This window comes from Kribbella sp. WER1 (assembly GCF_054189145.1).
The window spans coordinates 4,995,435-5,016,710 of sequence record NZ_CM135186.1; the positions used below are offsets into that span (position 1 = coordinate 4,995,435).

The window sequence follows — 21,276 nt, forward strand, 5'->3', positions numbered from 1 at the left end:
TGTCAGCGGGTGTGAGAGACCTGCGAGAACCCTCCTGACGGGGCAGTGAGCGATGTGCAGTGGAGCCATGAACGCCGAGAACATCGCAGGCCTGGTAGTGGCTGCTGCGCTGGTCCTCTACCTGATCGCCGCCCTGATCTTTCCCGAGAGGTTCTGATGTCCGACACCTCGGCCGGCCTGTTACAGGTCGGCTTCCTGATCCTGTGCCTGGCGGCGGTCTATCGACCGCTCGGCGGGTACATGGCTCGCGTCTACACGTCCGACCGCGACCTGCGCGTCGAGCGGGCCGCCTACAAGCTGTTCGGGGTCGACGCCAAGGCCGACCAGACCTGGGGCGTGTACGCCCGGGCGCTGATCGCGTTCTCGGCGGCGAGCCTGGTGCTGCTGTTCCTGTTGCAGCGCCTGCAGCACTGGCTGCCGCTCTCGCTCGGTCTCCCGAACGTGCCGAACGCGCTGGCCTTCAACACCGCGGCGTCGTTCGTCGCGAACACGAACTGGCAGTCGTACTCGCCCGAGGTCACGATGGGGTACGTCGTGCAGTTCGCCGGCCTGGCCGTGCAGAACTTCGTGTCCGCGGCGGTCGGCATCACCGTGGTGATCGCGCTGATCCGCGGGTTCGTTCGGTCGAAGACCGACCGGGTCGGCAACTTCTGGGTCGACCTGACCCGGACGCTGCTGCGGATCCTGCTGCCGATGGCGGTGGTCGGCGGCCTCGCGCTGGTCGCGATGGGCGTCGTCCAGAACTTCTCCGCCGGGCACGCGGTCACCTCGGTGGTCGGCCAGGCGCAGACGATCCCGGGCGGGCCGGTGGCCAGCCAGGAGGTCATCAAGGAGCTCGGTACGAACGGCGGCGGCTTCTACAACGCGAACTCCGCGCACCCGTTCGAGAACCCGAACGCGCTGTCGAACCTGTTCGAGATCTTCCTGTTGCTGGTGATCCCGGTGTGCCTGACCCGGACGTTCGGCCTGATGGTGAAGGACAAGCGGCAGGGATACGCGATCCTCGGCGTGATGGGCACGATCTGGGCGACCTTCGTCGTACTCGCGACGGTGTTCGAGCTCCAGGCGGCCGGTACGGCGACACAGGCCGCGGGTGCTGCGATGGAGGGCAAGGAGACACGCTTCGGCGAGTGGGCCTCGGCGCTGTTCGCGGTCTCCACGACCGGTACGTCGACCGGCGCGGTGAACGCGGCACACGACTCGTTCACCCCGCTCGGCGGCGGCGTACCGCTGTTCCACATGATGCTCGGGGAGGTGACGCCGGGCGGTACCGGGTCGGGCCTGTACGGGATGCTGATCCTCGCCGTGCTCGCGGTGTTCGTCGCGGGCCTGATGGTCGGGCGGACCCCGGAGTACCTGAAGAAGAAGATCACCGCGCGCGAGATGAAGCTGGTCGCGCTGTACATCCTGACCACGCCGACGATCGTGCTGGTCGGTACGTCGCTGGCGATGGGGCTGGCCTCGGCCCGCGGCTCGATCTTCAACACCGGCAGCCCGCACGGGTTCTCCGAGGTGCTGTACGCGTTCACGTCGGCGGCCAACAACAACGGCAGCGCGTTCGGCGGGCTGAGCGCGAACACGAACTTCTACAACATTGCCCTCGGACTCGCGATGCTGCTCGGCCGGTTCGTACCGATCGTGTTCGTGCTGGCGCTGGCCGGGACGCTCGCGAAGCAGCAGCCGGTACCGGTGACCCAGGGCACGCTGCCCACCCACAAGGCCCTGTTCGTGACGCTGCTGGTCGGCACCGTCGTGATCGTGACCGGCCTGACGTACTTCCCCGCTCTGACTCTTGGACCCCTCGCGGAGGGACTGTGACCACGCTGACGACACCGCCCGCTTCCAAGCCGGCGGCGACCCCGAAGAGAGCACCGTCGGGTCTGTTCGACCCGAAGATGCTGCTCCGTTCCCTGCCGGATGCGCTGCAGAAGCTCGACCCGCGGGTGATGGTGAAGAACCCGGTCATGTTCGTGGTCGAGGTGGGTGCGGTCGCGTCGACGATCTTCGCCTTCACCGATTCCAGCGTGTTCGTCTGGTGGATCGTGGTCTGGCTCTGGCTGACCGTGATCTTCGCGAACCTCGCGGAGGCGGTTGCCGAAGGCCGCGGCAAGGCCCAGGCGGAGACCCTGCGCCGGGCGAAGACCGAGACCACTGCCCGTCGGCTGCACGGTGACGAGGAGGAGCAGGTCCCGGCGACGCAACTGCAGCTGGGCGACCTGGTCGTCGTCGAAGCCGGCCAGATCATCCCGGGCGACGGTGACGTCGTCGAGGGTGTGGCGTCCGTGGACGAGTCGGCGATCACCGGCGAGTCGGCCCCGGTCATCCGGGAGTCCGGCGGCGACCGGAGCGCGGTCACCGGCGGTACCAAGGTGCTGTCCGACCGGATCGTCGTGAAGATCACCACCAAACCCGGTGAGAGCTTCATCGACCGGATGATCGCGCTGGTCGAAGGCGCGGCCCGGCAGAAGACGCCGAACGAGATCGCGCTGAACATCCTGCTGGCCAGCCTGACGATCGTGTTCCTGATCGCGACCGTCACGCTGCCGCCGTTCGCGAAGTACGCCGGGATCGACCTGAACATCGTGATCCTGGTCGCGCTGCTGGTCTGCCTGATCCCGACCACGATCGGCGCGCTGCTGTCCGCGATCGGTATCGCGGGCATGGACCGGCTGGTGCAGCGCAACGTACTGGCGATGTCCGGCCGCGCGGTCGAGGCCGCAGGTGACGTGAACACGCTGCTGCTCGACAAGACCGGCACGATCACGCTCGGGAACCGGCAGGCGTCCGAGTTCATCCCGGTCGACGGCGTGACGGACACCGAGCTGGCGGACGCCGCGCAGTTGTCGAGCCTCGCCGACGAGACGCCGGAGGGCCGGTCGATCGTCGTCCTGGCGAAGACCGGGTACGGGCTGCGTGAGCGGCACACCGGAGAGTTGCCGCACGCAACGTTCGTGGAGTTCACCGCGCAAACCCGGATGAGCGGCGTGGACGTCGACGACCGGCAGATCCGCAAGGGAGCGGCCGGCGCCGTGAACGCCTGGATCAGCCAGCACGGCGGGGCCGGCGACGCACAGCTCGGCGAGATCGTCGACGGCATCTCGGCCTCCGGCGGTACGCCGCTGGTGGTTGCCGAGAGCATCGGCGGCAAGGCCCGCGCGCTCGGCGTCGTCCACCTGAAGGACGTCGTCAAGGAAGGTATGCGGGAGCGGTTCGACCAGATGCGCGCGATGGGCATCCGGACCGTGATGATCACCGGCGACAACGCGCTGACCGCGAAGGCGATCGCCGACGAGGCCGGGGTGGACGACTTCCTGGCCGAGGCGACGCCCGAGGACAAGATGGCGTTGATCAAGAAGGAGCAGGAGGGTGGTCGCCTGGTCGCGATGACCGGTGACGGCACCAACGACGCGCCGGCGCTCGCGCAGGCCGACGTCGGTGTCGCGATGAACTCCGGTACGTCGGCCGCGAAGGAGGCCGGCAATATGGTCGACCTCGACTCGAACCCGACCAAGCTGATCGAGATCGTCGAGATCGGCAAGCAGTTGCTGATCACCCGCGGTTCGCTGACCACGTTCTCGATCGCGAACGACGTGGCGAAGTACTTCGCGATCCTGCCGGCGCTGTTCGCCTCGGCGTACCCGGGGCTGGACAAGCTGAACATCATGGGCCTGCACTCGCCGCAGTCGGCGATCGTGTCCGCGATCGTGTTCAACGCGCTGATCATCGTGCTGCTGGTGCCGCTGGCGCTGCGAGGTGTCCGGTACAAGCCGTCGTCGGCGTCGGCGATGCTGCGCCGGAACCTGCTGATCTACGGCGTCGGCGGACTGATCTCGCCGTTCGTCGGCATCAAGCTCCTCGACCTGGTGATCTCGCTGATCCCTGGTCTCCGCTGAAAGGTAATTGCCAATGACAAGCAATCTGCGTCAACTCGGCGTGGCGGTCCGAGTGCTGCTGGTGTTCACCGTCGTCCTCGGGGTCGTGTATCCGCTGTTCATGACCGGTGCCGCCCAGGCGCTGTTCCATGGGAACGCCAACGGTTCGATCATCAAGGTGAACGGCAAGGCGGTCGCCTCGGACCTGATCGGTCAGGAGTACAAGGGTCCGCAATGGTTCCAGACCAGGCCGTCGGCCGTGAACTACAACGGGATGGGTAGCGGCGCGTCGCAGTACGGGCCCAACAACCCCGAGCTCGTGAAGCTGATCGACCAGCGGCGGCAGGAGGTCGCCAAGCTGAACGGGGTGGACCCGTCACAGGTTCCGCCGGACGCGGTCACCGCGAGTGGCAGCGGGCTGGACCCGGACATCAGCCCGGCGTACGCCGCCATCCAGGTCGCCCGGGTCGCGCGCGAGCGCGGGTTGTCCGTGGAAAAGGTGCAGCAACTGGTGAAGGACAACACGCACGGTCGCGTACTGGGCTTCCTGGGGGAGCCGTACGTCAATGTCGTCACGCTCAACGCTGCGCTGGCATGATCGCTGTATGAAGCGCGGGCACCTGCGGGTCTATCTCGGTGCCGCGCCCGGTGTCGGCAAGACGTACAAGATGCTGGGCGAGGGGCAGCGGCGGCGTGCCCGCGGGACCGACGTGGTGGTCGGTTTCGTGGAGACGCACGGCCGGGTGCACACCGCGGAGATGCTGGAAGGGCTCGAGGTGGTGCCGCGGCGGATCGTCGACTACCGCGGCGCCAGCTTCACCGAGCTGGACCTGGACGCGGTCCTGGACCGGCGGCCGGAGGTGGCGCTGGTCGACGAGCTGGCGCACACGAACATCCCGGGCAGCCGGAACGAGAAGCGCTGGCAGGACATCGAGGAGCTGCTGGCCGCCGGGATCGACGTGATCTCGGCGGTCAACATCCAGCACCTCGAGTCGATCAACGACGTGGTCGAGAAGATCACCGGCGTACCGCAGCAGGAGACCGTCCCGGACCGGGTGGTCCGGGCCGCGGACCAGATCGAGCTGGTCGACATGACCCCGGAGGCGCTGCGCCGCCGGATGGCGCACGGCAACGTGTACGCCGCCGACAAGATCGACGCTGCCCTGGGCAACTACTTCCGGGTCGGCAACCTGTCCGCGCTCCGGGAACTCGCCCTGCTGTGGCTGGCCGACCGGGTGGATGCGGGGCTGCAGCAGTACCGCGCCGAGCACGACATCGACTCCACCTGGGAGGCCCGGGAGCGGGTCGTGGTCGCGCTGACCGGCGGCCCCGAGGGCGAGACGCTGATCCGCCGCGCGGCCCGGATCGCCGCCCGCTCGTCCGGCGGCGACCTGCTCGCCGTGCACGTGGCCCGGTCCGACGGCCTGACCGGCGCGAACCCGAGCAAGCTGGCCCAGCAGCGGAACCTGGTCGAGAAGCTCGGCGGGACGTACCACCAGGTGGTCGGCGACGACATCCCGGCCGCGCTGCTGACCTTTGCGAAGGCGGAGAACGCGACCCAGCTGGTCCTCGGTGGTAGCCGGCGGTCCCGGTTCGGGTCGGTGTTCACCGGGCCGGGGATCGGCGCCACCACGATCCGTGACTCCGGCGAGATCGACGTCCACATCGTCACGCATTCGCTGATGGGCCGCGGCCGGCTGCCACGGCTGCGCGGGAGCCTGTCGCGGCGCCGGAAGGTGCAGGGCTTCGTCCTGTCGATCGTGCTGCCGCCGCTGCTCGCGCTGATCCTCGGGCTCGGCGGTGACACGCTCAACCTGACCAGCAACGTACTGGCGTTCCTGTTCGCGGTCGTGGTGGTCGCGCTGGTCGGCGGCATGTGGCCGGCGATGGTGACCGCGATCGGCGGGTCGCTGGTGCTGAACTGGTTCTTCACGCCGCCGAAGCGGACGTTCACGATCGCCGAGGTCAACAACGCACTCGCGCTGCTGATCTTCATCCTGGTCGCGGCGATGGTCAGCTCGGTCGTCGACCGGGCGGCCCGGCGGACCAGGCAGGCGGCCCGGGCGGCCGCCGAGTCGGAGACGCTGGCGACCTTGGCCGGTTCGGTACTGCGCGGCGAGACCGCGCTGCCCGCTCTGCTGGAGCGGGTCCGGGAGGCGTTCGGGATGACCGGCGCGTGCCTGATGGAACGGATCGACGAGGACGAGCTGACCGAGGTCTGGCGGCCGCTCGCGTCGGCCGGCGTACTCACGTGTACCCGGCCGGAGGAGGCGGATGCGGAGATCCCGGCGCGCGACGATCTCGTACTGGTACTCCAAGGGCATCAGCTGGAGGCGGACGAACGCCGGCTGGTCGGCGCGTTCGCGGCGCACGCGGCGGCCCTGGTCGACCGTGCCCGGCTGAGCGAAGCGGCCGCGGAGGCGAAGCCGCTGGCAGAAGCGGACAAGCTGCGTACGGCGTTGCTCCGGGCGGTCGGGCACGACCTGAGGTCCCCGTTGGCCTCGGCGAAGGCGTCGGTGACGTCGCTGCGCAGCGACGACGTGGAGTGGAGCGACTCCGAGCGGGCCGAGCTGCTGGAAACCGCGGACGAGTCGCTGGACCGGTTGTCGCGGCTGGTCGACAACCTGCTGGACCTGAGTCGCCTGCAGGCCGGCGTACTCCCGGTGTTCCCCCGCCCGATGGCGCTCGACGAGATCCTCCCCGGCGTGCTGTCCGACCTCGGCGACGACGCCGACGAGGTCACCGTCGACATTCCGCACACACTGCCGCTCGTCGAGGCGGATCCGGCGCTGCTGGAGCGCGTCGTCGCGAACCTGCTGGCGAACGCGATCCGGTACTCGCCGCCTGGCCGGCCGCCGCTGGTCACCGGGAGCGCGCTCGGGCCGACCGTCGAGGTCCGGGTGATCGACCGCGGGCCGGGGATCCCGCAACAGCACCGGGACCGGGTGTTCGCGCCGTTCCAGCGGCTCGGCGACACCGACAACACCGTCGGCGTCGGCCTCGGGCTGGCGCTCGCCCGCGGACTCGCCGAGGCGATGCGGGGCAGCGTGCAGCCCGAGGACACTCCGGGTGGTGGACTGACCATGGTGGTGTCGATCCCGACCGCCGCAGCGCGTCCCGACGTACCGATCCCCGGCGCCCGCGAGCGCTCCGAACAGGAAGGCGCCCATGACCAGGGTCTTGGTGGTTGACGACGAGCCGCAGATCGTGCGGGCGCTACAGATCAACCTGAAGGCGCGCGGGTACGAGGTGCACCTGGCCGGCACCGGTACGTCGGCGTTGAAGGTGGCCGCGCAGAATCCGCCGGAGCTGGTGATCCTCGACCTCGGGCTGCCGGACTTCGACGGCGTCGAGGTGATCCGCGGGCTGCGCGGGTGGACCGACGCGCCGATCCTGGTGCTGTCCGGGCGGACCGACCAGACCGACAAGGTGGAGGCGCTGGACGCCGGCGCCGACGACTACGTGACCAAGCCGTTCGGGATCGACGAGCTGCTCGCCCGGATGCGCGCCGTACTGCGCCGCAGCAGCATCGCCCAGGACCAGCCGATGGTGACTGTCGGCGGCGCGCAGGTGGACCTGTCCGCGAAGCGCGTCACGCTGGAGAGCGGCGAGGACATCCGCCTCACGCCGACCGAGTGGCACCTGCTGGAGGTGCTCGTCCGCAACCCGGGCAAGCTGCTGGCGCAACGCCAGCTGCTGACCGAGGTCTGGGGCCCCGGCTACGAGACCGCGAGCGGCAACCTGCGCTTCTACATGGGCCAGCTCCGCCGCAAACTCGAACCGGACCCCGCCCGCCCCAAGCATCTGCTCACCGAACCGGGAATGGGATATCGGTTCGAGCCGTGAGGGGTGGACCGCCACGCCATCACAATCGCGCGACGGCGGCCGCCGTCCCGCTCACCGGCGGGTGGAGCGGGAAATTGTGATGGCCTGGGCGTCCGTTTCATTCAAGACGGGGGTGGGGGATCTGGGGGAGGGTGTGGGCATGGACATCTTCACGGCAGCACGGGACTTCGTACGGCGGGACGCTCGGGTGCTCGAGCGGCGGCTCTTCGCGACGGTTTTCGAGGGCGCGGACGCGCAGGGTGTGGTGGACGCGCTGCGCGGGTTCCAGAACGCCGACGGGGGATTCGGGTGGGGGCTGGAGCCGGACAAGCGCTGCCCGGACAGCCTGCCGCTCGACGTCGAGGTCGCGTTCGACACGCTGCTCGCGGCCGGCGCCCGCGACGACGACATGGTCCGTCGGGCCGTCGACTGGCTGGCCTCGATCGCGACGGAGGACGGCGCCGTACCGCTGTGTGGTCCGGCCATCGAGGGCTACCCGCGCGCCGAGCACATGACCGAGTGGACATACCAGCCCGGGCTGAACCCGACCGCCGGGCTGGTCGGCCGGATGCACCAGCTGGGTGTCGAGCACCCGTGGCGGGACAAGGCCGCCTCCTGGTGCGAGGCCGAGCTGGCGAACGGCTTCCCGGAGGACGCGCACGGCATGAGCGAGGTGCTGCAGTTCCTCGCACCGCGCCCGGACGTCGACCTCGACCGGGTCCGCGAGTGGCTCCCGAAGCTCGCCCACTACCGCGCCGAGGCGGACGACCCGTCGTACGGCGTGACGCCGCTGCAGTTCGCGACGACGCCGGACAGCGTGTGGCGCCCGCTCTTTACCGACGCACAGCTCGACGCCCACCTCGACCGGCTGATCGCCGACCAGCAGCCCGACGGCGGCTGGGCAATCACCTGGGAACCGCCGGGCCCGGCCGCCACCCTCGAGTACCGCGGCATCGTCACCGTCGGCGCCCTCCGCACCCTGAAGGCGTACAACCGCCTCTGATCGCCGGGGCTGTCCTGAAGGACAGAGGTGGGCTCGACCGGGGATGTGTCGACCAATGCCGCGGTACTCGTCCTTCGGTACGCCTAGCCCGCCTCGGCCGGGTGTTCGACCTGGCGGTCGCCCCATTGGGTGAGCAGGCCGCGGGCGATCTCCAGGTCCTCGCGGAGCGAACGGTCGGTCAGGTCGTCCGGGAGCGCGGCGAGGGCGTCGGCCAGCCAAGGGCCGACGGCAGCGGGGGAGAGGTCGTCGGGCGTCAGGCCGGCCAGGCGGATCGCGCGGACCGCGGTCACGAGTTCGCTGGCCAGGACCTCGCGGAGCGCGTCGAGGAGCTGCTTGGTCAGGACGGCGGCCTGCGGGGCGAAGCTGGCGTGCAGTTCGGCGCCGCGGGAGAGGGTCGCCGTACCGAGCGTGGCGGGCTGGGCGGCGGAGCGGACCGCGGCGAGCGCGTCGTGGGCGACGTACTCGATCATCATTACGCCCGAGCTCGCCTCGGCGCCGCTGGCCAGGAACCGGCTGAGGCCCGTGTAGTCCGGGTCGACCAGGTTCGCGACCCGGGTGGTGGAGAGGGTCGCGACGCTGTGCAGGCTGAGCCGGAGCGAGTCCAGCGCGAGTGCGATCGGCATCGCGTGCCAGTTGCCGTTGTGCAGCACGGTGTCGCCGGCCACCAGCGGGTTCTCCGCGGCGGCGTTGATGTCGATCCGCACACTGTTGCCCAGGGCATCGGAGTGGTCGACGGCCGGGCCGAGAACCTGGGCGAAGGCCCGCAGCCCGAACGGATCCTGGATGCGGGCGGGCCGCATCGGCAGGTTGTCGAGCAGGTCGCGCATCCGGCGGGCGACCCGCAGCTGCCCGGGTTGCGGACGGGCCTCGTGGACGCGGGCGTCGTACACCTCGGAGTTGCCGCGCAGCGCGACATGGGTGAGGGCGCCGACCAGCGGTACGACGTCGATCAGCGTCGCGGCCTCGACATACGCGAGGCAGCATTCGGCGAGCGTGAACGCGTTGCTGGACAGCAGCGGGAGGGCACTGGTGCCGTCGATGACGTCGCCGAGCGCGAGACCGAGTTCCGCGAGCGGGCCGAGGTCGCCGGTACCGATCGCGCCGCCGCGGTGCAGGTCGGGCAGGTCGTCGTCGTTGAGCAGGCCGACGATCGCGTCGGCGACCGCCGGTTCGAGCCCCGATCCGCCGGCCGCGAGCTGGTTCACCCGGATCAGCAGCCCGAGCCGGACCACGTCCTTCGGGTACGACGTCGTGCCGGTCGTGGAGTGCGACGACAGCAGCCGGGCGCCGTGCTCCGGGTCGGACGTGAGTACGTCGCGGTTCGCCCCGACCCCGGTGGTCCGCCCGTACACCGGCCGCCGCCGCGCGACCTCGGCGACCACCTGCGCCGATTCCCGCATCCGCTTCCGCGCGACATCGCCCAGCCGCACCGCCGTACGCCGCTGCCCCAACGCGACGGCGTCGAGCGGCGCCAATCCAGCACCCGTGAGCTCGACCGGTTCCATCTGCACAGTGTGAAACCACCGGTGCCTCGCCGGTAAGCGCCGCGCCTAGGTCGCCGTCTGAGATCCGAGACGTCGCCGGACGACCACCGCGAGCACGACCGCGACCAGCGCGAAGACGGTGTTGCCGAGGAAGGACGGGTGGTCGAGCTCGCGCGCCTGGCTGAAGCCGGCCCACGCGTACGTGAGCAGCGCGCCGGTCGCGAGCGCGAGCGTGTGCCGCGGCGTCCAGGTACGACGGCGCGCCCAGCGGAGCGCGATCGCCGTCGCGGCGCCGAACAGCACGAACCACCAGGCCGCCGAGATCCACTCGTTCGCGTCCGGGAACACGATCGACTCGAGCCAGTACACGCTCGTCAGCGCGAAGGCGGTCAGCCCGACGGCGAGCGGCCGCGGTACGTCGCCGTCCGTACGCCGCGGCGTACGGCGACCGAGGGCGAACGCGAGCGCGACCAGTCCGCCGATCACCACCGCGGAGACGGCGAACTCGGCCGGCGACGCGACGAAGTGGAAGCCGACCGCCTGCATCACGGCGAGCAGCGTCGAGCCGACGACGAAGATCGCCGCGACCGTGATCAGCCCACCGCGGCGCAACCAGGGTCCGCTCGGAGCGCAGGCCTCGATCAGGGCGATCGGTACGCAGATACTCCAGATCGTGTGCAGTGTGACCGTGCCCTGCAGCAGCGTCAGGCTGATCCCGAGCCCGGGGATCACCGCCATCCCGTCGAAGCTGTCGAGTCCGACGTACGCCGGATTGAACAGCATCTGGTCGATCGGGCCCTCCTCCAGCAGCCCGTACGCGAGGGCCATCAGCACGATCCCGGTCCAGCCGAGCCCGTGGCGGCGCGCGACCTCGCGGATCAGCACCGCGCCGCCGCCGTACATCGGCGCGAACAGGAAGATCGAGCCGAGCTTGCCGATCGGCTGGTTGCCGAGCAGGTACTCGCCGACGAACGGTGCCAGGAAGAACAACGCCAGAGCCCAACGCTTCACGCTTCCGACGCTAGTGTCCTGAGTCGGAAGTTCGACGGCGCTTTCGGCGCCCAGGCACGCACCTCGCGGCACTCGCCCAGCGCCCACGATGCTCCGCATCGAGGCCACTGACCGAGCACCACGATGCACGCACCTGACCACCGAAATCACTCGCCGAACTTCCGACTCAGGACACTAGGACACGGCGGCGCGCGAAACGTCCATCTTCGGTGGCCGGTGGTGCGACCAAAGAAAACAGCCCGTCAGTTGCCTGACGGGCTGTGGGTCACTTCTGGCCGTAGCGCCTCTTGAACTTCTCCACGCGGCCCTGGGTGTCCATCACGCGCTGCTGGCCCGTGTAGAACGGGTGGCTGGCGGACGAGATCTCGACGTCGACGACGGGATAGGTGTTCCCGTCCTCCCAGACGACGGTCTCGTTGCTCTCGCGGGTCGAACCGGTGAGGAAGCTGAAGTTGCCGGACTTGTCCCGGAAGACGACCCGGCGGTAGTCGGGGTGGATGTCCTTCTTCATGCTGCGGTACTTCCTTCCAAATAAGGGGCGAACGGATCGGTCAGGGGGTGCACCGCTTCGTCCGCACGCAGGACACAACCGTCGAGGCGCTCCCGTAATTCCCGGACGTCCAGCGCGGGGCCGGTGAGCGACAGGTACGACGCCCGGTCGCCGTACTCGGGGTGCCACTCGAGGGCGGACCGGGCCTGGTGCTGCTGCCCGACGGACGGCCAGCGGTCCGCGGGCAGGTCGGCCAGCCACGGGCCGAGGACGCCGAACACGACGTTCGTCCCGAAGCTGTCCCAGCTGAGCCGGTTGCGGTGCTGGGTCGCGATCCAGAGCGTGCCGCGGCCGCGGACCGTCCCCGCGACCAGGTCCTCGAGGGCGTCGTACAGCCGCTCGGGGTGGAACGGGCGGGTCGCCTGCCAGACGAAGGTCAGCCCGTCCGGCGCGGCGATGGAGCCGGGCTCGACGGTCCGGGGGAGCTGCGCGCGTACGTCGAGGAGCCCGGCCGGGCTGGTGCGGGTCGTGAGGCGCGGGTTGATCGCCCGGAGCAGGCTCGCGGTGGCGTCGTCGGGGGTGTTGAGGACGGCGGCGTCGGCGTACTCGAGCTGCCGTACGACGACCTCCGCGGTCGCTCGGCCGTCCTCGGCCGCGGTCGGGATACCGCGCTCGCGGAGCAGGTCCTCGCCCTGCAGGTCCTCGAGGACGCTCGCGGTGTCGACGGCGGTGACGATCCGGGCCACGTGCAGGTCGGGGTGCTGGTCGATCTCGGTGCTGATCGCGCGGGTGTCGCCGGCGGCCGGGACGTTCACGATCGCCACGCCGTACCGCTCGACGGCCGCGATGCTCGCGAGCAGCTCGACGAGGGATCCGCGCATCGCGCACGACACGCAGGGGTGACTCATCGTGATCACCTCCCGGTCGATCACGCCGGCGGTGGTCCGCGCGGTCCGGACGACGGCGCTCAGGTCGCGGACGTCGTACTCCACCAGGACACCGGTCGGCCCGGCCTCGACCAGCAGATTCCCCGCGACGTCAGCCCGGAACCCGTCGTCGATCCCGGTCAGCAAGGTCACCGGCAGCATCGACTCTCCTCGTCTTATTGAAAACGATAACCAATACCAAGTATCCTGGGTGACATGGCAAAGCGCAACGACCTCCGCCCGATCGTCAAACTCCGCAGCACCGCAGGCACCGGCTACACGTATGTAACGCGCAAGAACCGCCGGAACAATCCCGACCGCCTGGTCATCCGCAAGTACGACCCCACCCTCCGCGCCCACGTCGACTTCCGCGAAGAGCGCTGATGGCGACCACGGCCAAGATCGCCAAGAACAACCACCGCCGCCGCGTGGTCGCCCACCACGCGGCCCGGCGCCGTGCCCTCAAGGCGATCGTCGCCGCCCCCGGTTCGACGCCCGAGGACCGCGCGGAGGCCCAGCTCCGCCTCCAAAAACTCCCCCGAGACGCCAGCCCCACCCGCCTCCGCAACCGAGACACCATCGACGGCCGCCCCCGCGGCCACATCGGCAAGGCCGGCCTCTCCCGAATCCACTTCCGCGAACTCGCCCACCGCGGAGAACTCCCCGGCATCGTCAAGTCATCCTGGTGAGCCGGAGGGTTGTCCCTTCGCGTTGTCGGTTCTCTGCCCCTGTCAAGGGGTGAGAAGGGACAAGAGGAGGGGAGAATCCCTCCCGTCGGCGGGAGCAGGCTGGGGCTGGAGCGCGCGCCGGGCGGGTGCCACCTGGCGCAGCACCTCCACTTCTGGTGCCACCCGGCGAACGTCCACCCTCTGGTGCCACCCGGTACGTCCGCCTCTGGTGCGTCCCGGCGTAGCACGTCCGTCTCTGGTACGTCCGGCGTAGCAGCTCCGCCTCTGGTGCTTTCGCAGGTAGTTCGGCACCTGTCAGCTCTTCAACGCACCCGTAGTGCGGCACCTGTTGGTGGTTCAGCCGTGGAGGCGGCGGGTTAGGGCTTTGGCGGCTTGGCGGATCTTGTGGGCCAGGTGGGGGCGGTCCGTGGGCGGGACGGTGTCGGTGCGGAACGTGACCGAGATCGCCGCCACCGGATGGCCGGCGTGGTCGACCGCGGCGCTGGCGACCGACGCCATTCCGGGCGTGATGAAGGAGTCCTCCACCGCGAAGCCCTGGCGTTTCTCGTCGGACAGGAGGCGGCGGAGCTGACTCAGGCTCTGCGGGCCGTGATCGGTACGCCGTACGAACGACTCCGGCGCGGGGAACAACGCCCGCACCTGCGCCGGCGGCAGCTCGGCAAGCAACGCCCGCCCGGACGCGGTGAGCGTCGCAGGCAGCCGTACGCCGACATCCGTCACCAGCGTCACGGGCCGCGGCGGCTGCTCCTTCAGCAGATACACCAACTCCCGGCCATGCAGTACGCCGAGATGCGCCGTCTGCCCCACCTCGTGCACCAACTGCACCAGCAACGGCCGCGCCAACCGTTCCAGTGGATCGTGCCGCAGGTACGCCGACCCGATCTCGAAGGCCGCCACCCCGAGCCCGTACCGCTTCTCCTCGGGCAGATGGACGACGTACCCTTCGTCGATCATTGCCCGCAGCAAGTGGTACGTCGACGAGCGTGGCAGGCCGACCGCGGAGGCGATGCGCTCCATCGGCACCGGGCCGGGCTGGGTGGCCAGGAACGTCAGCACCCGCAGCGTGCGGGTCGAGGCGGGAACGTTGCCGCTCACAACGGCAGCGTAACCCTCAGACGCCTGTCGAACGTTTCTTTGCGCGGCTGCGTTGCAGCCAGAAGCGGAAGCTCTCCCCGGCGACCGCGATCGCGAACAGGCCGACGGCGACGCCCCAGTCGATGAAGTCGGGCCCGGACACGGCCAGGCCGACGCCGAGCGACAGCACCAGGAAGATCACCAGCGAGACGACGAACCGCTTCACAGCGGCTTCTCCGCGGTCCACGCGCCGGACGTCTCCCGGTACCCGAGCCACCGGTTGACGGCGAGCATCGGCTCGTTCGCCGCGTCGTTCCCGGTGGAGGCGAGGGTGAAGCCGGCGTCCCGGGACCGCGCCAGCGCCGCGGATTTCGCGACCTTCGCCAGCCCGCGCCCGCGTGCGGCCGGGATCGTCCCGGTCAGGTTGGACCAGATCACCTTCCGGTCGGGGTCCGCGGTCGTGGTCACGAAGGACAGCACCTGGTCCCCGTCGAGGACGGCGACGCTGAGGTCGTACCGGGTATCTGGGTTCTGCCACGACGTACGGACCCATTCGTCGTACGCCGGTCCGCCGGACAGCCCGCTCGGGTCGTCGTCGCGGACCTGGACCTCGGCGTCGTACAACTGCCGCGGTTCGAGTTCGCCGTACGTCGCCAGCCGCAGCCCGTCCGGTACCGGGAGTGGCTCCCGCGCCGCGGTCAGGTCGGCCGCGGAATGCGTCATCCGCCGCCCGACCGTGAACCCGTGCAGCTCCGCGAACCCGGTCGAGTCCTCGGCCACTGCGGTCAGTAGCCGCCCGGCGCCGAGCTCCCGCGCCCGGGCCGTGATCGCCTCGAGCAGCGCCGTACCGATCCCGCGACCGCGGTACTCCGGCGGCACTTGGATGGTGATCCGCACCCGCGGCGCCTCGGCGTCCGCCGGCGGCCGGTACAGGTTCGCGTACCCGACGACGTCCGGCCCGTCGACGGCGATCAGTACCTCTTGGGAGTGACCGTGCCGCAGTTGCAGCTCGACCGCCCGCGCCGTCTTCACCAGGTGCGGCATCGTGGCGGCCCAGACCCGGGCGACTCCTACTGCGTCTTCGGGCCGCGCCGGCCGGATCTCGAACCCCATGCCGGAACCCTACGACTACCGAGGGTCGCCACCCTCGTCTCGGATCCGAGACGAAAAGTGGTACGGCGCTGCTGGCCGGGGCGGATCCGGCGCGGTGCAATGGGCGAGTGGAACAGACGGTGATTGTCGGCGTCGGCCCGCTGACCCCGGCCCAGGTGGTCGCGGTGGCGCGGTACGGCGCACAGGTACGGATCGACGACCAGGCCCTCGAGGAGATCGCGAAGTCGCGCGCCTCGATCGAGGCGCTGGCCCATGCGGACACCCCGCACTACGGCGTCTCGACCGGGTTCGGCGCGCTCGCCACCCGGCACATCGCGCCGGAACTGCGGGCGCAGTTGCAGCGCAGCCTGATCCGGTCGCACGCGGCCGGCTCCGGCCCCGAGGTGGAGACCGAGGTGGTCCGCGCGCTGGCCCTGCTCCGGCTCTCGACCCTGGCGACCGGCCGTACCGGGGTGAAGGCCGAGACGGCGCAGGCGTACGCCGGTCTGCTGAACGCGTACCTGACGCCGGTCGTGCACGAGTACGGCAGCCTCGGCTGCTCCGGCGATCTCGCGCCGCTGTCCCACGTCGCGCTGGCGATCCTCGGCGAGGGCAAGGTCCGCGATGCCGACGGCAACCTTCTCGACGCGGGCGAGGCGCTGGCCGCGCACGGTCTAGAACCGGTCGTCCTCGCGGAGAAGGAAGGCCTCGCGCTGATCAACGGGACCGACGGCATGCTCGGCATGCTGGTCCTCGCACTCGCCGACCTCGACCGGCTGTTCACGACCGCCGACCTGGCCGCCGCGATGAGCGTCGAGGCCCAGCTCGGCACCGACCGTGTGTTCGCCGCGGATCTGCAGGCCCTGCGCCCACAGCCCGGTCAAGGAAAGTCCGCGGCCAATCTGCGCGCGATCCTGAAGGACAGCGCGATCGTCGCCAGCCACCGCGGCCCGGACTGCAACCGCGTCCAGGACGCGTACTCGCTGCGCTGCTCGCCCCAGGTCCACGGCGCCGCCCGCGACACCGCCGCCCACGCGCTCAACGTGGCGACCAACGAACTCGCCGCCGCGATCGACAACCCGGTTGTGCTGCCGGACGGGAGAGTCGAGTCCAACGGCAACTTCCACGGCGCCCCGATCGGGTACGTGCTGGACTTCCTCGCGATCGCCGTCGCGGACCTCGCGAGCATCAGCGAACGCCGTACCGACCGCTTCCTGGACGTCGCGCGCAACCACGGGCTGAACGCGTTCCTCGCCGACGATCCGGGCGTCGACAGCGGCCACATGATCGCGCAGTACACCCAGGCGGCGATCGTGTCCGAGCTGAAGCGGCTCGCCGTACCGGCCAGTGTGGACTCGATCCCGAGCAGTGCGATGCAGGAGGACCACGTCTCGATGGGCTGGTCCGCCGCGCGCAAGCTCCGCAAGGCCGTCGACGGTCTGCAGCGGGTGCTGGCGATCGAGATCCTGACCGCCGCGCGGGCGCTCGACCTGCGCGCCCCGCTGGAACCCGCGCCGGCCACCGCGGCTGCCCGCGCCGCGCTCCGGCAGTACGTCGAGGGCCCGGCCACCGACCGCTTCCTCGCCCCCGAGCTCGAACACTCCGTCCAGCTAGTTGCTGACGGCACCTACCTGCACGCGACCGAGGCCGTCACCGGCCCGCTGAACTGAAAGGCTGGATCACCCATGTCCGGACCACGACCCGTCCGCGCACCCCGCGGTACCACCCTGACCGCCCGCGGCTGGCAGCAGGAAGCCGCACTGCGGATGCTGCAGAACAACCTCGACCCGGAGGTCGCCGAGCACCCCGACGAGCTCGTCGTGTACGGCGGTTCCGGCAAGGCCGCGCGGGACTGGAACTCGTTCGACGCGATGGTCCGGACGCTGACCACGCTGAAGGACGACGAGACCATGCTCGTCCAGTCCGGCCGCCCGGTCGGCGTGATGCAGACCCACGAGTGGGCGCCGCGGGTGCTGATCGCGAACTCGAACCTGGTCGGCGACTGGGCCACCTGGGAGGAGTTCCGCAAGCTGGAGGCGATGGGGCTCACGATGTACGGCCAGATGACGGCCGGGTCGTGGATCTACATCGGCACCCAGGGCATCCTGCAGGGCACGTACGAGACGTTCGGCGCGGTCGCCGAGAAGAAGTTCGGTGGGACGCTGGCCGGCACGATCACGCTGACCGCGGGCCTCGGCGGGATGGGCGGCGCGCAGCCGCTGGCGGTGACGATGAACGACGGCGTCGCGATCTGCATCGACGTCGACGAGTCCCGGATCCAGCGCCGCATCGAGCACCGGTATCTCGACGTACGGGCGTCCTCTGTCGATGAAGCGCTTCAACTGGCCGAAGAGGCGAAGAAGGCGCGGACGCCGTTGTCGATCGGTGTCCTGGGCAACGCCGCGACGATCGTGCCGGACCTGCTGCGTCGCGGGGCGCCCATCGATGTCGTGACCGATCAGACGTCGGCGCACGACCCGTTGATGTACCTGCCGATCGGTGTCGAGTTCGAGGACTGGACGACCGCGCGGGAGAAGGACCCGGCCGGGTTCACCGCGCGTGCGCAGGAGTCGATGGCCAAGCACGTCCAGGCGATGGTCGAGTTCCAGGACGCCGGCGCCGAGGTGTTCGACTACGGCAACTCGATCCGGGACGAGGCGCGCAAGGCCGGATACGCCCGGGCGTTCGAGTTTCCCGGGTTCGTCCCGGCGTACATCCGGCCGCTGTTCTGTGAAGGGAAAGGGCCGTTCCGGTGGGCGGCGCTTTCGGGGAACCCGGCCGATATCGCTCGCACCGACCAGGCCATTCTCGACCTCTTCCCGGACAACGAGCACCTGGCCCGCTGGATCAAGCTGGCCGGCGAGCGGGTCGCGTTCCAGGGGCTGCCGGCCCGGATCTGCTGGCTCGGCCAGGGCGAGCGGGACAAGGCCGGCGTCCGGTTCAACGACATGGTCGCCTCCGGTGAACTCGAGGCCCCGATCGTGATCGGGCGCGACCACCTCGACACCGGCAGCGTCGCGTCGCCGTACCGGGAGACCGAAGGCATGCTAGACGGCTCGGACGCGATCGCGGACTGGCCGTTGCTGAACGCGATGGTGAACGTGGCCAGCGGCGCGTCCTGGGTGTCGATCCACCACGGCGGCGGCGTCGGCATCGGCCGGTCCATCCACGCCGGCCAGGTGTCCGTTGCCGACGGCACCGACCTGGCGCGGCGGAAGCTGGAACGGGTACTGACCAACGATCCGGCGATGGGTGTGATCCGTCACGTCGACGCCGGCTACGACAGGGCGGCCGAGGTCGCGGACGAGCGTGGGGTGCGCGTCCCGATGCGCGAAAGCTGACTGTCTGCGACGGGAGAAATCTGTAGCGCTACGGTACAGATTCCCGAGGAGCGAGAAACCGTGCGACCGCGTGGTTTCGGTCTGTGGTTCCGCTAGGGTCTTTCGGGCGACCGGACGACGAGCGCGAAGGGGCGCCATGATCGAGTTCGAGGACGTCACCAAGCAGTATCCGGACGGCACCGTCGCCGTCGACACCCTGTCCTTAAGGATCCCGAGCAACCAGATCACCGTGTTCGTCGGCCCGTCCGGCTGCGGCAAGACCACCTCGCTGCGGATGATCAACCGGACCATCGAACGCACCTCCGGGACGATCTCGATCGACGGTACCGACATCAACTCGCAGGATGCCGTGACGCTGCGGCGCGGGATCGGGTACGTGATCCAGAACGCCGGGCTGTTCCCGCACCGGACCGTGGTGGACAACATCGCGACCGTGCCGAAACTGCTCGGCTGGGACAAGCGCAAGGCCCGCGGGACCGCGATGGAGCTGCTCGAACGCGTCGGCCTGGACCCGAAGATGGCCGAGCGGTACCCGGCGCAGCTGTCCGGTGGCCAGCAGCAACGAGTCGGCGTCGCGCGGGCCCTGGCGGCCGATCCGGCGATCATGCTGATGGACGAGCCGTTCAGCGCCGTCGACCCGATCGTCCGGCACCAGCTGCAGGAGGAACTGCTCCGGCTGCAGCGCGACATCGGCAAGACCATCGTGTTCGTCACCCACGACATCGACGAGGCGATCAAGCTCGGCGACAACGTGGCCGTCCTGCAGGTCGGCGGGAAACTGGCCCAGTTCGCGCCGCCGGCCGAACTGCTCGGGAACCCGGCCGACGACTTCGTCCGCGGATTCGTCGGGCAGGACCGCGGCTACCGGGCGCTGACGTTCGTGTACACCGACCAGCTCACGGTGCAGCCGCTGCCGGCCGAGCTCGCGTTGAACGACGGCGTACCGGTCGGCTGGAAGAACGGCTCCGAGGCCATCGAGCCGGTCGGCGCGGTGTTCAAGCGCGGCGACTCGCTGCGCGCCGCACTCGACGCCGTACTGACGTCGCCGAACGGTCTCGGCGTGGTCGTCGACGACGAAGGCCGCGCGGTCGGCGTGGTCGACCAAGGTGCCGTGGCCGAGGCGTTGCGATCATGAGCTGGATCGGCGACAACCTCGGGCTGATCTGGGAACAGCTGTGGGAACACATCTACCTGGCGATCATCCCGGTGATCCTCGGGCTGATCATCTCGGTGCCGCTCGGGTACGTCGCGACCCGGTACGCGTGGCTCGCGAACCCGCTGATCGCGTTCGGCGGCCTGCTGTACTCGCTGCCGTCGATCGCGCTGTTCATCGTGCTGCCCGCGATCCTCGGGACCAAGGTGCTGTCCACGATCAACATCATCGTGGCGCTCACCGTCTACACCGTGTCGCTGCTGATCCGGAACGTGATCGACGGGCTCCGCTCGGTGCCGCCGGACGTCCGGCAGTCCGCGATCGCGGTCGGGTACGGATCGATGCACCGGCTCGTCGCGATCGACCTGCCGATCGCCGTACCGGTGATCTTCACCGGGCTGCGGGTCGTCACGGTCGCGAACATCTCGATGGTGAGCGTCGGCGCCGTGATCGGCATCGGCGGCCTCGGCGAACTCTTCACGCTCGGCTTCCAGAAGGCGTTCCTGACGCCGGTCGTGGTCGGCGTGGTGCTGTCGCTGGCGCTCGCGCTGCTCGCGGACTTCGTCCTGGTCACGCTGCAGCGGGTACTCACTCCCTGGGCGCGGGCCGCCGCGCCGGTCGCGGAGGTGGCCTGACATGTGGCAGTACCTGACCGACTCGTACAACTGGTCCGGCAACGAGGGCATCTGGGCGCGGATCCTCGAACACCTCTGGTACACGTTCGCCGCGCTCGGGCTGTCCGTCGTGATCGGGCTGCCGATCGGCCTGCGGATCGGGCACACCCGGCGCGGCGCGTTCCTGGCGATCAACGCCGGCAACGCGGCCCGGGCGCTGCCCAGCCTCGGGTTGCTGATGCTCGCCGTCCTGCTCACCAACCAGATCGGCTTCCTGCCGGTGCTGATCGCGCTGGTCGCGCTCGGCATCCCGCCGATCCTCGCGTCGACGTACGCCGGACTGTCCGGGGTGGACGCGGCGACCATCGACGCGGCCCGCGGGATGGGCATGACCGGGCGGGAGATCCTCACCAAGGTGGAGATCCCGATCGGGCTGCCGCTGATCATTTCCGGGATCCGCAGCGCCACCCTGCAGATCGTGTCCACCGCGACGATCGCGGCACTGGTCTCGCTCGGCGGCCTCGGCCGGTACGTGATCGACGGGCTGAAGCTGCGGGACTTCCCGCAGATGTTCACCGGCGCGCTGCTGGTCGCCCTGCTGGCGCTGCTGCTCGACGCGCTGTTCGCGCTGATCGGGCGGATCACCGTCTCGCCGGGGCTGAAACTCGGCTGAACTGTCGGGGGAACCTGATGAACTTGAGA

Annotated in this window: 21 protein-coding genes; 14 read left to right on the forward strand and 7 right to left on the reverse strand. The window is 69.9% G+C overall.

Annotation, left to right across the window (positions count from 1 at the left end):
• Positions 1-67: 67 nt before the first annotated feature.
• The 7 genes from kdpF (at position 68) to ACXJJ3_RS24225 (ending at position 8,700) form a co-directional block, all read left to right on the forward strand.
• Positions 68-157 (forward strand): K(+)-transporting ATPase subunit F, encoded by a 90-nt coding sequence (kdpF, locus tag ACXJJ3_RS24195; protein ID WP_184839334.1) that lies wholly within the window; start codon positions 68-70, stop codon positions 155-157.
• The gene (kdpA, locus tag ACXJJ3_RS24200; RefSeq protein WP_458164122.1) at positions 157-1,818 is read left to right on the forward strand and encodes a potassium-transporting ATPase subunit KdpA; all 1,662 of its coding nucleotides are present in this window, start codon (positions 157-159) and stop codon (positions 1,816-1,818) included. Before kdpF ends, kdpA begins: the two co-directional genes overlap by 1 nt.
• Positions 1,815-3,893: a potassium-transporting ATPase subunit KdpB gene (kdpB, locus tag ACXJJ3_RS24205; RefSeq protein WP_458164123.1), complete on the forward strand. Its 2,079-nt coding sequence runs from the start codon at positions 1,815-1,817 to the stop codon at positions 3,891-3,893. The genes kdpA and kdpB overlap by 4 nt, the downstream gene beginning before the upstream one ends.
• 7 nt (positions 3,894-3,900) lie before the next feature.
• Positions 3,901-4,470, forward strand: a complete 570-nt coding sequence (gene kdpC, locus ACXJJ3_RS24210) for a potassium-transporting ATPase subunit KdpC (RefSeq protein ID WP_458164124.1) — start codon at positions 3,901-3,903, stop codon at positions 4,468-4,470.
• Between the two features lie 7 nt (positions 4,471-4,477).
• Positions 4,478-7,063, forward strand: a complete 2,586-nt coding sequence (locus tag ACXJJ3_RS24215; protein WP_458164125.1) for a DUF4118 domain-containing protein — start codon at positions 4,478-4,480, stop codon at positions 7,061-7,063.
• Positions 7,041-7,718: a response regulator gene (locus tag ACXJJ3_RS24220; protein ID WP_458164126.1), complete on the forward strand. Its 678-nt coding sequence runs from the start codon at positions 7,041-7,043 to the stop codon at positions 7,716-7,718. The genes ACXJJ3_RS24215 and ACXJJ3_RS24220 overlap by 23 nt, the downstream gene beginning before the upstream one ends.
• 139 nt (positions 7,719-7,857) lie before the next feature.
• Positions 7,858-8,700 (forward strand): hypothetical protein, encoded by an 843-nt coding sequence (locus ACXJJ3_RS24225; RefSeq protein WP_458164127.1) that lies wholly within the window; start codon positions 7,858-7,860, stop codon positions 8,698-8,700.
• Positions 8,701-8,783: 83 nt separating this feature from the next.
• On the opposite strand, the gene ACXJJ3_RS24230 is transcribed toward ACXJJ3_RS24225, so the two are convergent.
• The 4 genes from ACXJJ3_RS24230 to ACXJJ3_RS24245 all read right to left on the reverse strand — a co-directional run bounded on the left by ACXJJ3_RS24230 (position 8,784) and on the right by ACXJJ3_RS24245 (position 12,773).
• Positions 8,784-10,205: an aromatic amino acid lyase gene (locus ACXJJ3_RS24230; RefSeq protein ID WP_458164128.1), complete on the reverse strand. Its 1,422-nt coding sequence runs from the start codon at positions 10,203-10,205 to the stop codon at positions 8,784-8,786.
• 45 nt (positions 10,206-10,250) lie between these two features.
• Complete coding sequence (locus ACXJJ3_RS24235) at positions 10,251-11,195, reverse strand: hypothetical protein (protein ID WP_458164129.1); 945 nt, start codon at positions 11,193-11,195, stop codon at positions 10,251-10,253.
• 265 nt (positions 11,196-11,460) lie between these two features.
• Entirely contained in the window at positions 11,461-11,706 is a 246-nt protein-coding gene (locus ACXJJ3_RS24240; protein ID WP_325039478.1) for a type B 50S ribosomal protein L31, read from the reverse strand.
• The gene (locus ACXJJ3_RS24245; RefSeq protein WP_458164130.1) at positions 11,703-12,773 is read right to left on the reverse strand and encodes a GTP-binding protein; all 1,071 of its coding nucleotides are present in this window, start codon (positions 12,771-12,773) and stop codon (positions 11,703-11,705) included. Before ACXJJ3_RS24245 ends, ACXJJ3_RS24240 begins: the two co-directional genes overlap by 4 nt.
• 54 nt (positions 12,774-12,827) lie before the next feature.
• Between ACXJJ3_RS24245 and rpmG the strand changes: the two genes are divergently transcribed.
• Positions 12,828-12,995, forward strand: coding sequence for a 50S ribosomal protein L33 (gene rpmG / locus ACXJJ3_RS24250; protein WP_458164131.1), 168 nt, complete (start codon positions 12,828-12,830; stop codon positions 12,993-12,995).
• Entirely contained in the window at positions 12,995-13,300 is a 306-nt protein-coding gene (gene rpsN, locus ACXJJ3_RS24255; RefSeq protein ID WP_458164132.1) for a 30S ribosomal protein S14, read from the forward strand. Before rpmG ends, rpsN begins: the two co-directional genes overlap by 1 nt.
• 336 nt (positions 13,301-13,636) lie before the next feature.
• Here rpsN and ACXJJ3_RS24260 read toward each other — a convergent pair whose 3' ends face one another.
• From ACXJJ3_RS24260 to ACXJJ3_RS24270, 3 genes are read right to left on the reverse strand one after another with little or no spacing between them, the layout of a single operon-like run.
• Positions 13,637-14,395, reverse strand: a complete 759-nt coding sequence (locus ACXJJ3_RS24260) for an IclR family transcriptional regulator (protein WP_458164133.1) — start codon at positions 14,393-14,395, stop codon at positions 13,637-13,639.
• 16 nt (positions 14,396-14,411) lie between these two features.
• Positions 14,412-14,600, reverse strand: a complete 189-nt coding sequence (locus tag ACXJJ3_RS24265; RefSeq protein WP_458164134.1) for a hypothetical protein — start codon at positions 14,598-14,600, stop codon at positions 14,412-14,414.
• A complete protein-coding gene (locus ACXJJ3_RS24270) occupies positions 14,597-15,487 on the reverse strand; it encodes a GNAT family N-acetyltransferase (protein ID WP_458164135.1) in 891 nt (296 codons plus the stop codon). The genes ACXJJ3_RS24265 and ACXJJ3_RS24270 overlap by 4 nt, the downstream gene beginning before the upstream one ends.
• Positions 15,488-15,594: 107 nt before the next feature.
• Between ACXJJ3_RS24270 and hutH the strand changes: the two genes are divergently transcribed.
• From hutH to ACXJJ3_RS24295, 5 genes are all read left to right on the forward strand, one after another.
• Entirely contained in the window at positions 15,595-17,136 is a 1,542-nt protein-coding gene (gene hutH / locus ACXJJ3_RS24275) for a histidine ammonia-lyase (RefSeq protein ID WP_458164136.1), read from the forward strand.
• Between the two features lie 15 nt (positions 17,137-17,151).
• A complete protein-coding gene (hutU, locus tag ACXJJ3_RS24280) occupies positions 17,152-18,807 on the forward strand; it encodes a urocanate hydratase (protein WP_458164137.1) in 1,656 nt (551 codons plus the stop codon).
• A 136-nt stretch (positions 18,808-18,943) separates the two neighbouring features.
• Positions 18,944-19,942: an ABC transporter ATP-binding protein gene (locus ACXJJ3_RS24285; RefSeq protein ID WP_458164138.1), complete on the forward strand. Its 999-nt coding sequence runs from the start codon at positions 18,944-18,946 to the stop codon at positions 19,940-19,942.
• Entirely contained in the window at positions 19,939-20,595 is a 657-nt protein-coding gene (locus ACXJJ3_RS24290) for an ABC transporter permease (RefSeq protein ID WP_458164139.1), read from the forward strand. Before ACXJJ3_RS24285 ends, ACXJJ3_RS24290 begins: the two co-directional genes overlap by 4 nt.
• Before the next feature lies 1 nt (position 20,596).
• Positions 20,597-21,247 carry an ABC transporter permease gene (locus ACXJJ3_RS24295; protein WP_458164140.1) on the forward strand — a complete coding sequence of 217 codons (651 nt, stop codon included), beginning with the start codon at positions 20,597-20,599 and terminating at the stop codon, positions 21,245-21,247.
• Positions 21,248-21,276: the final 29 nt, after the last annotated feature.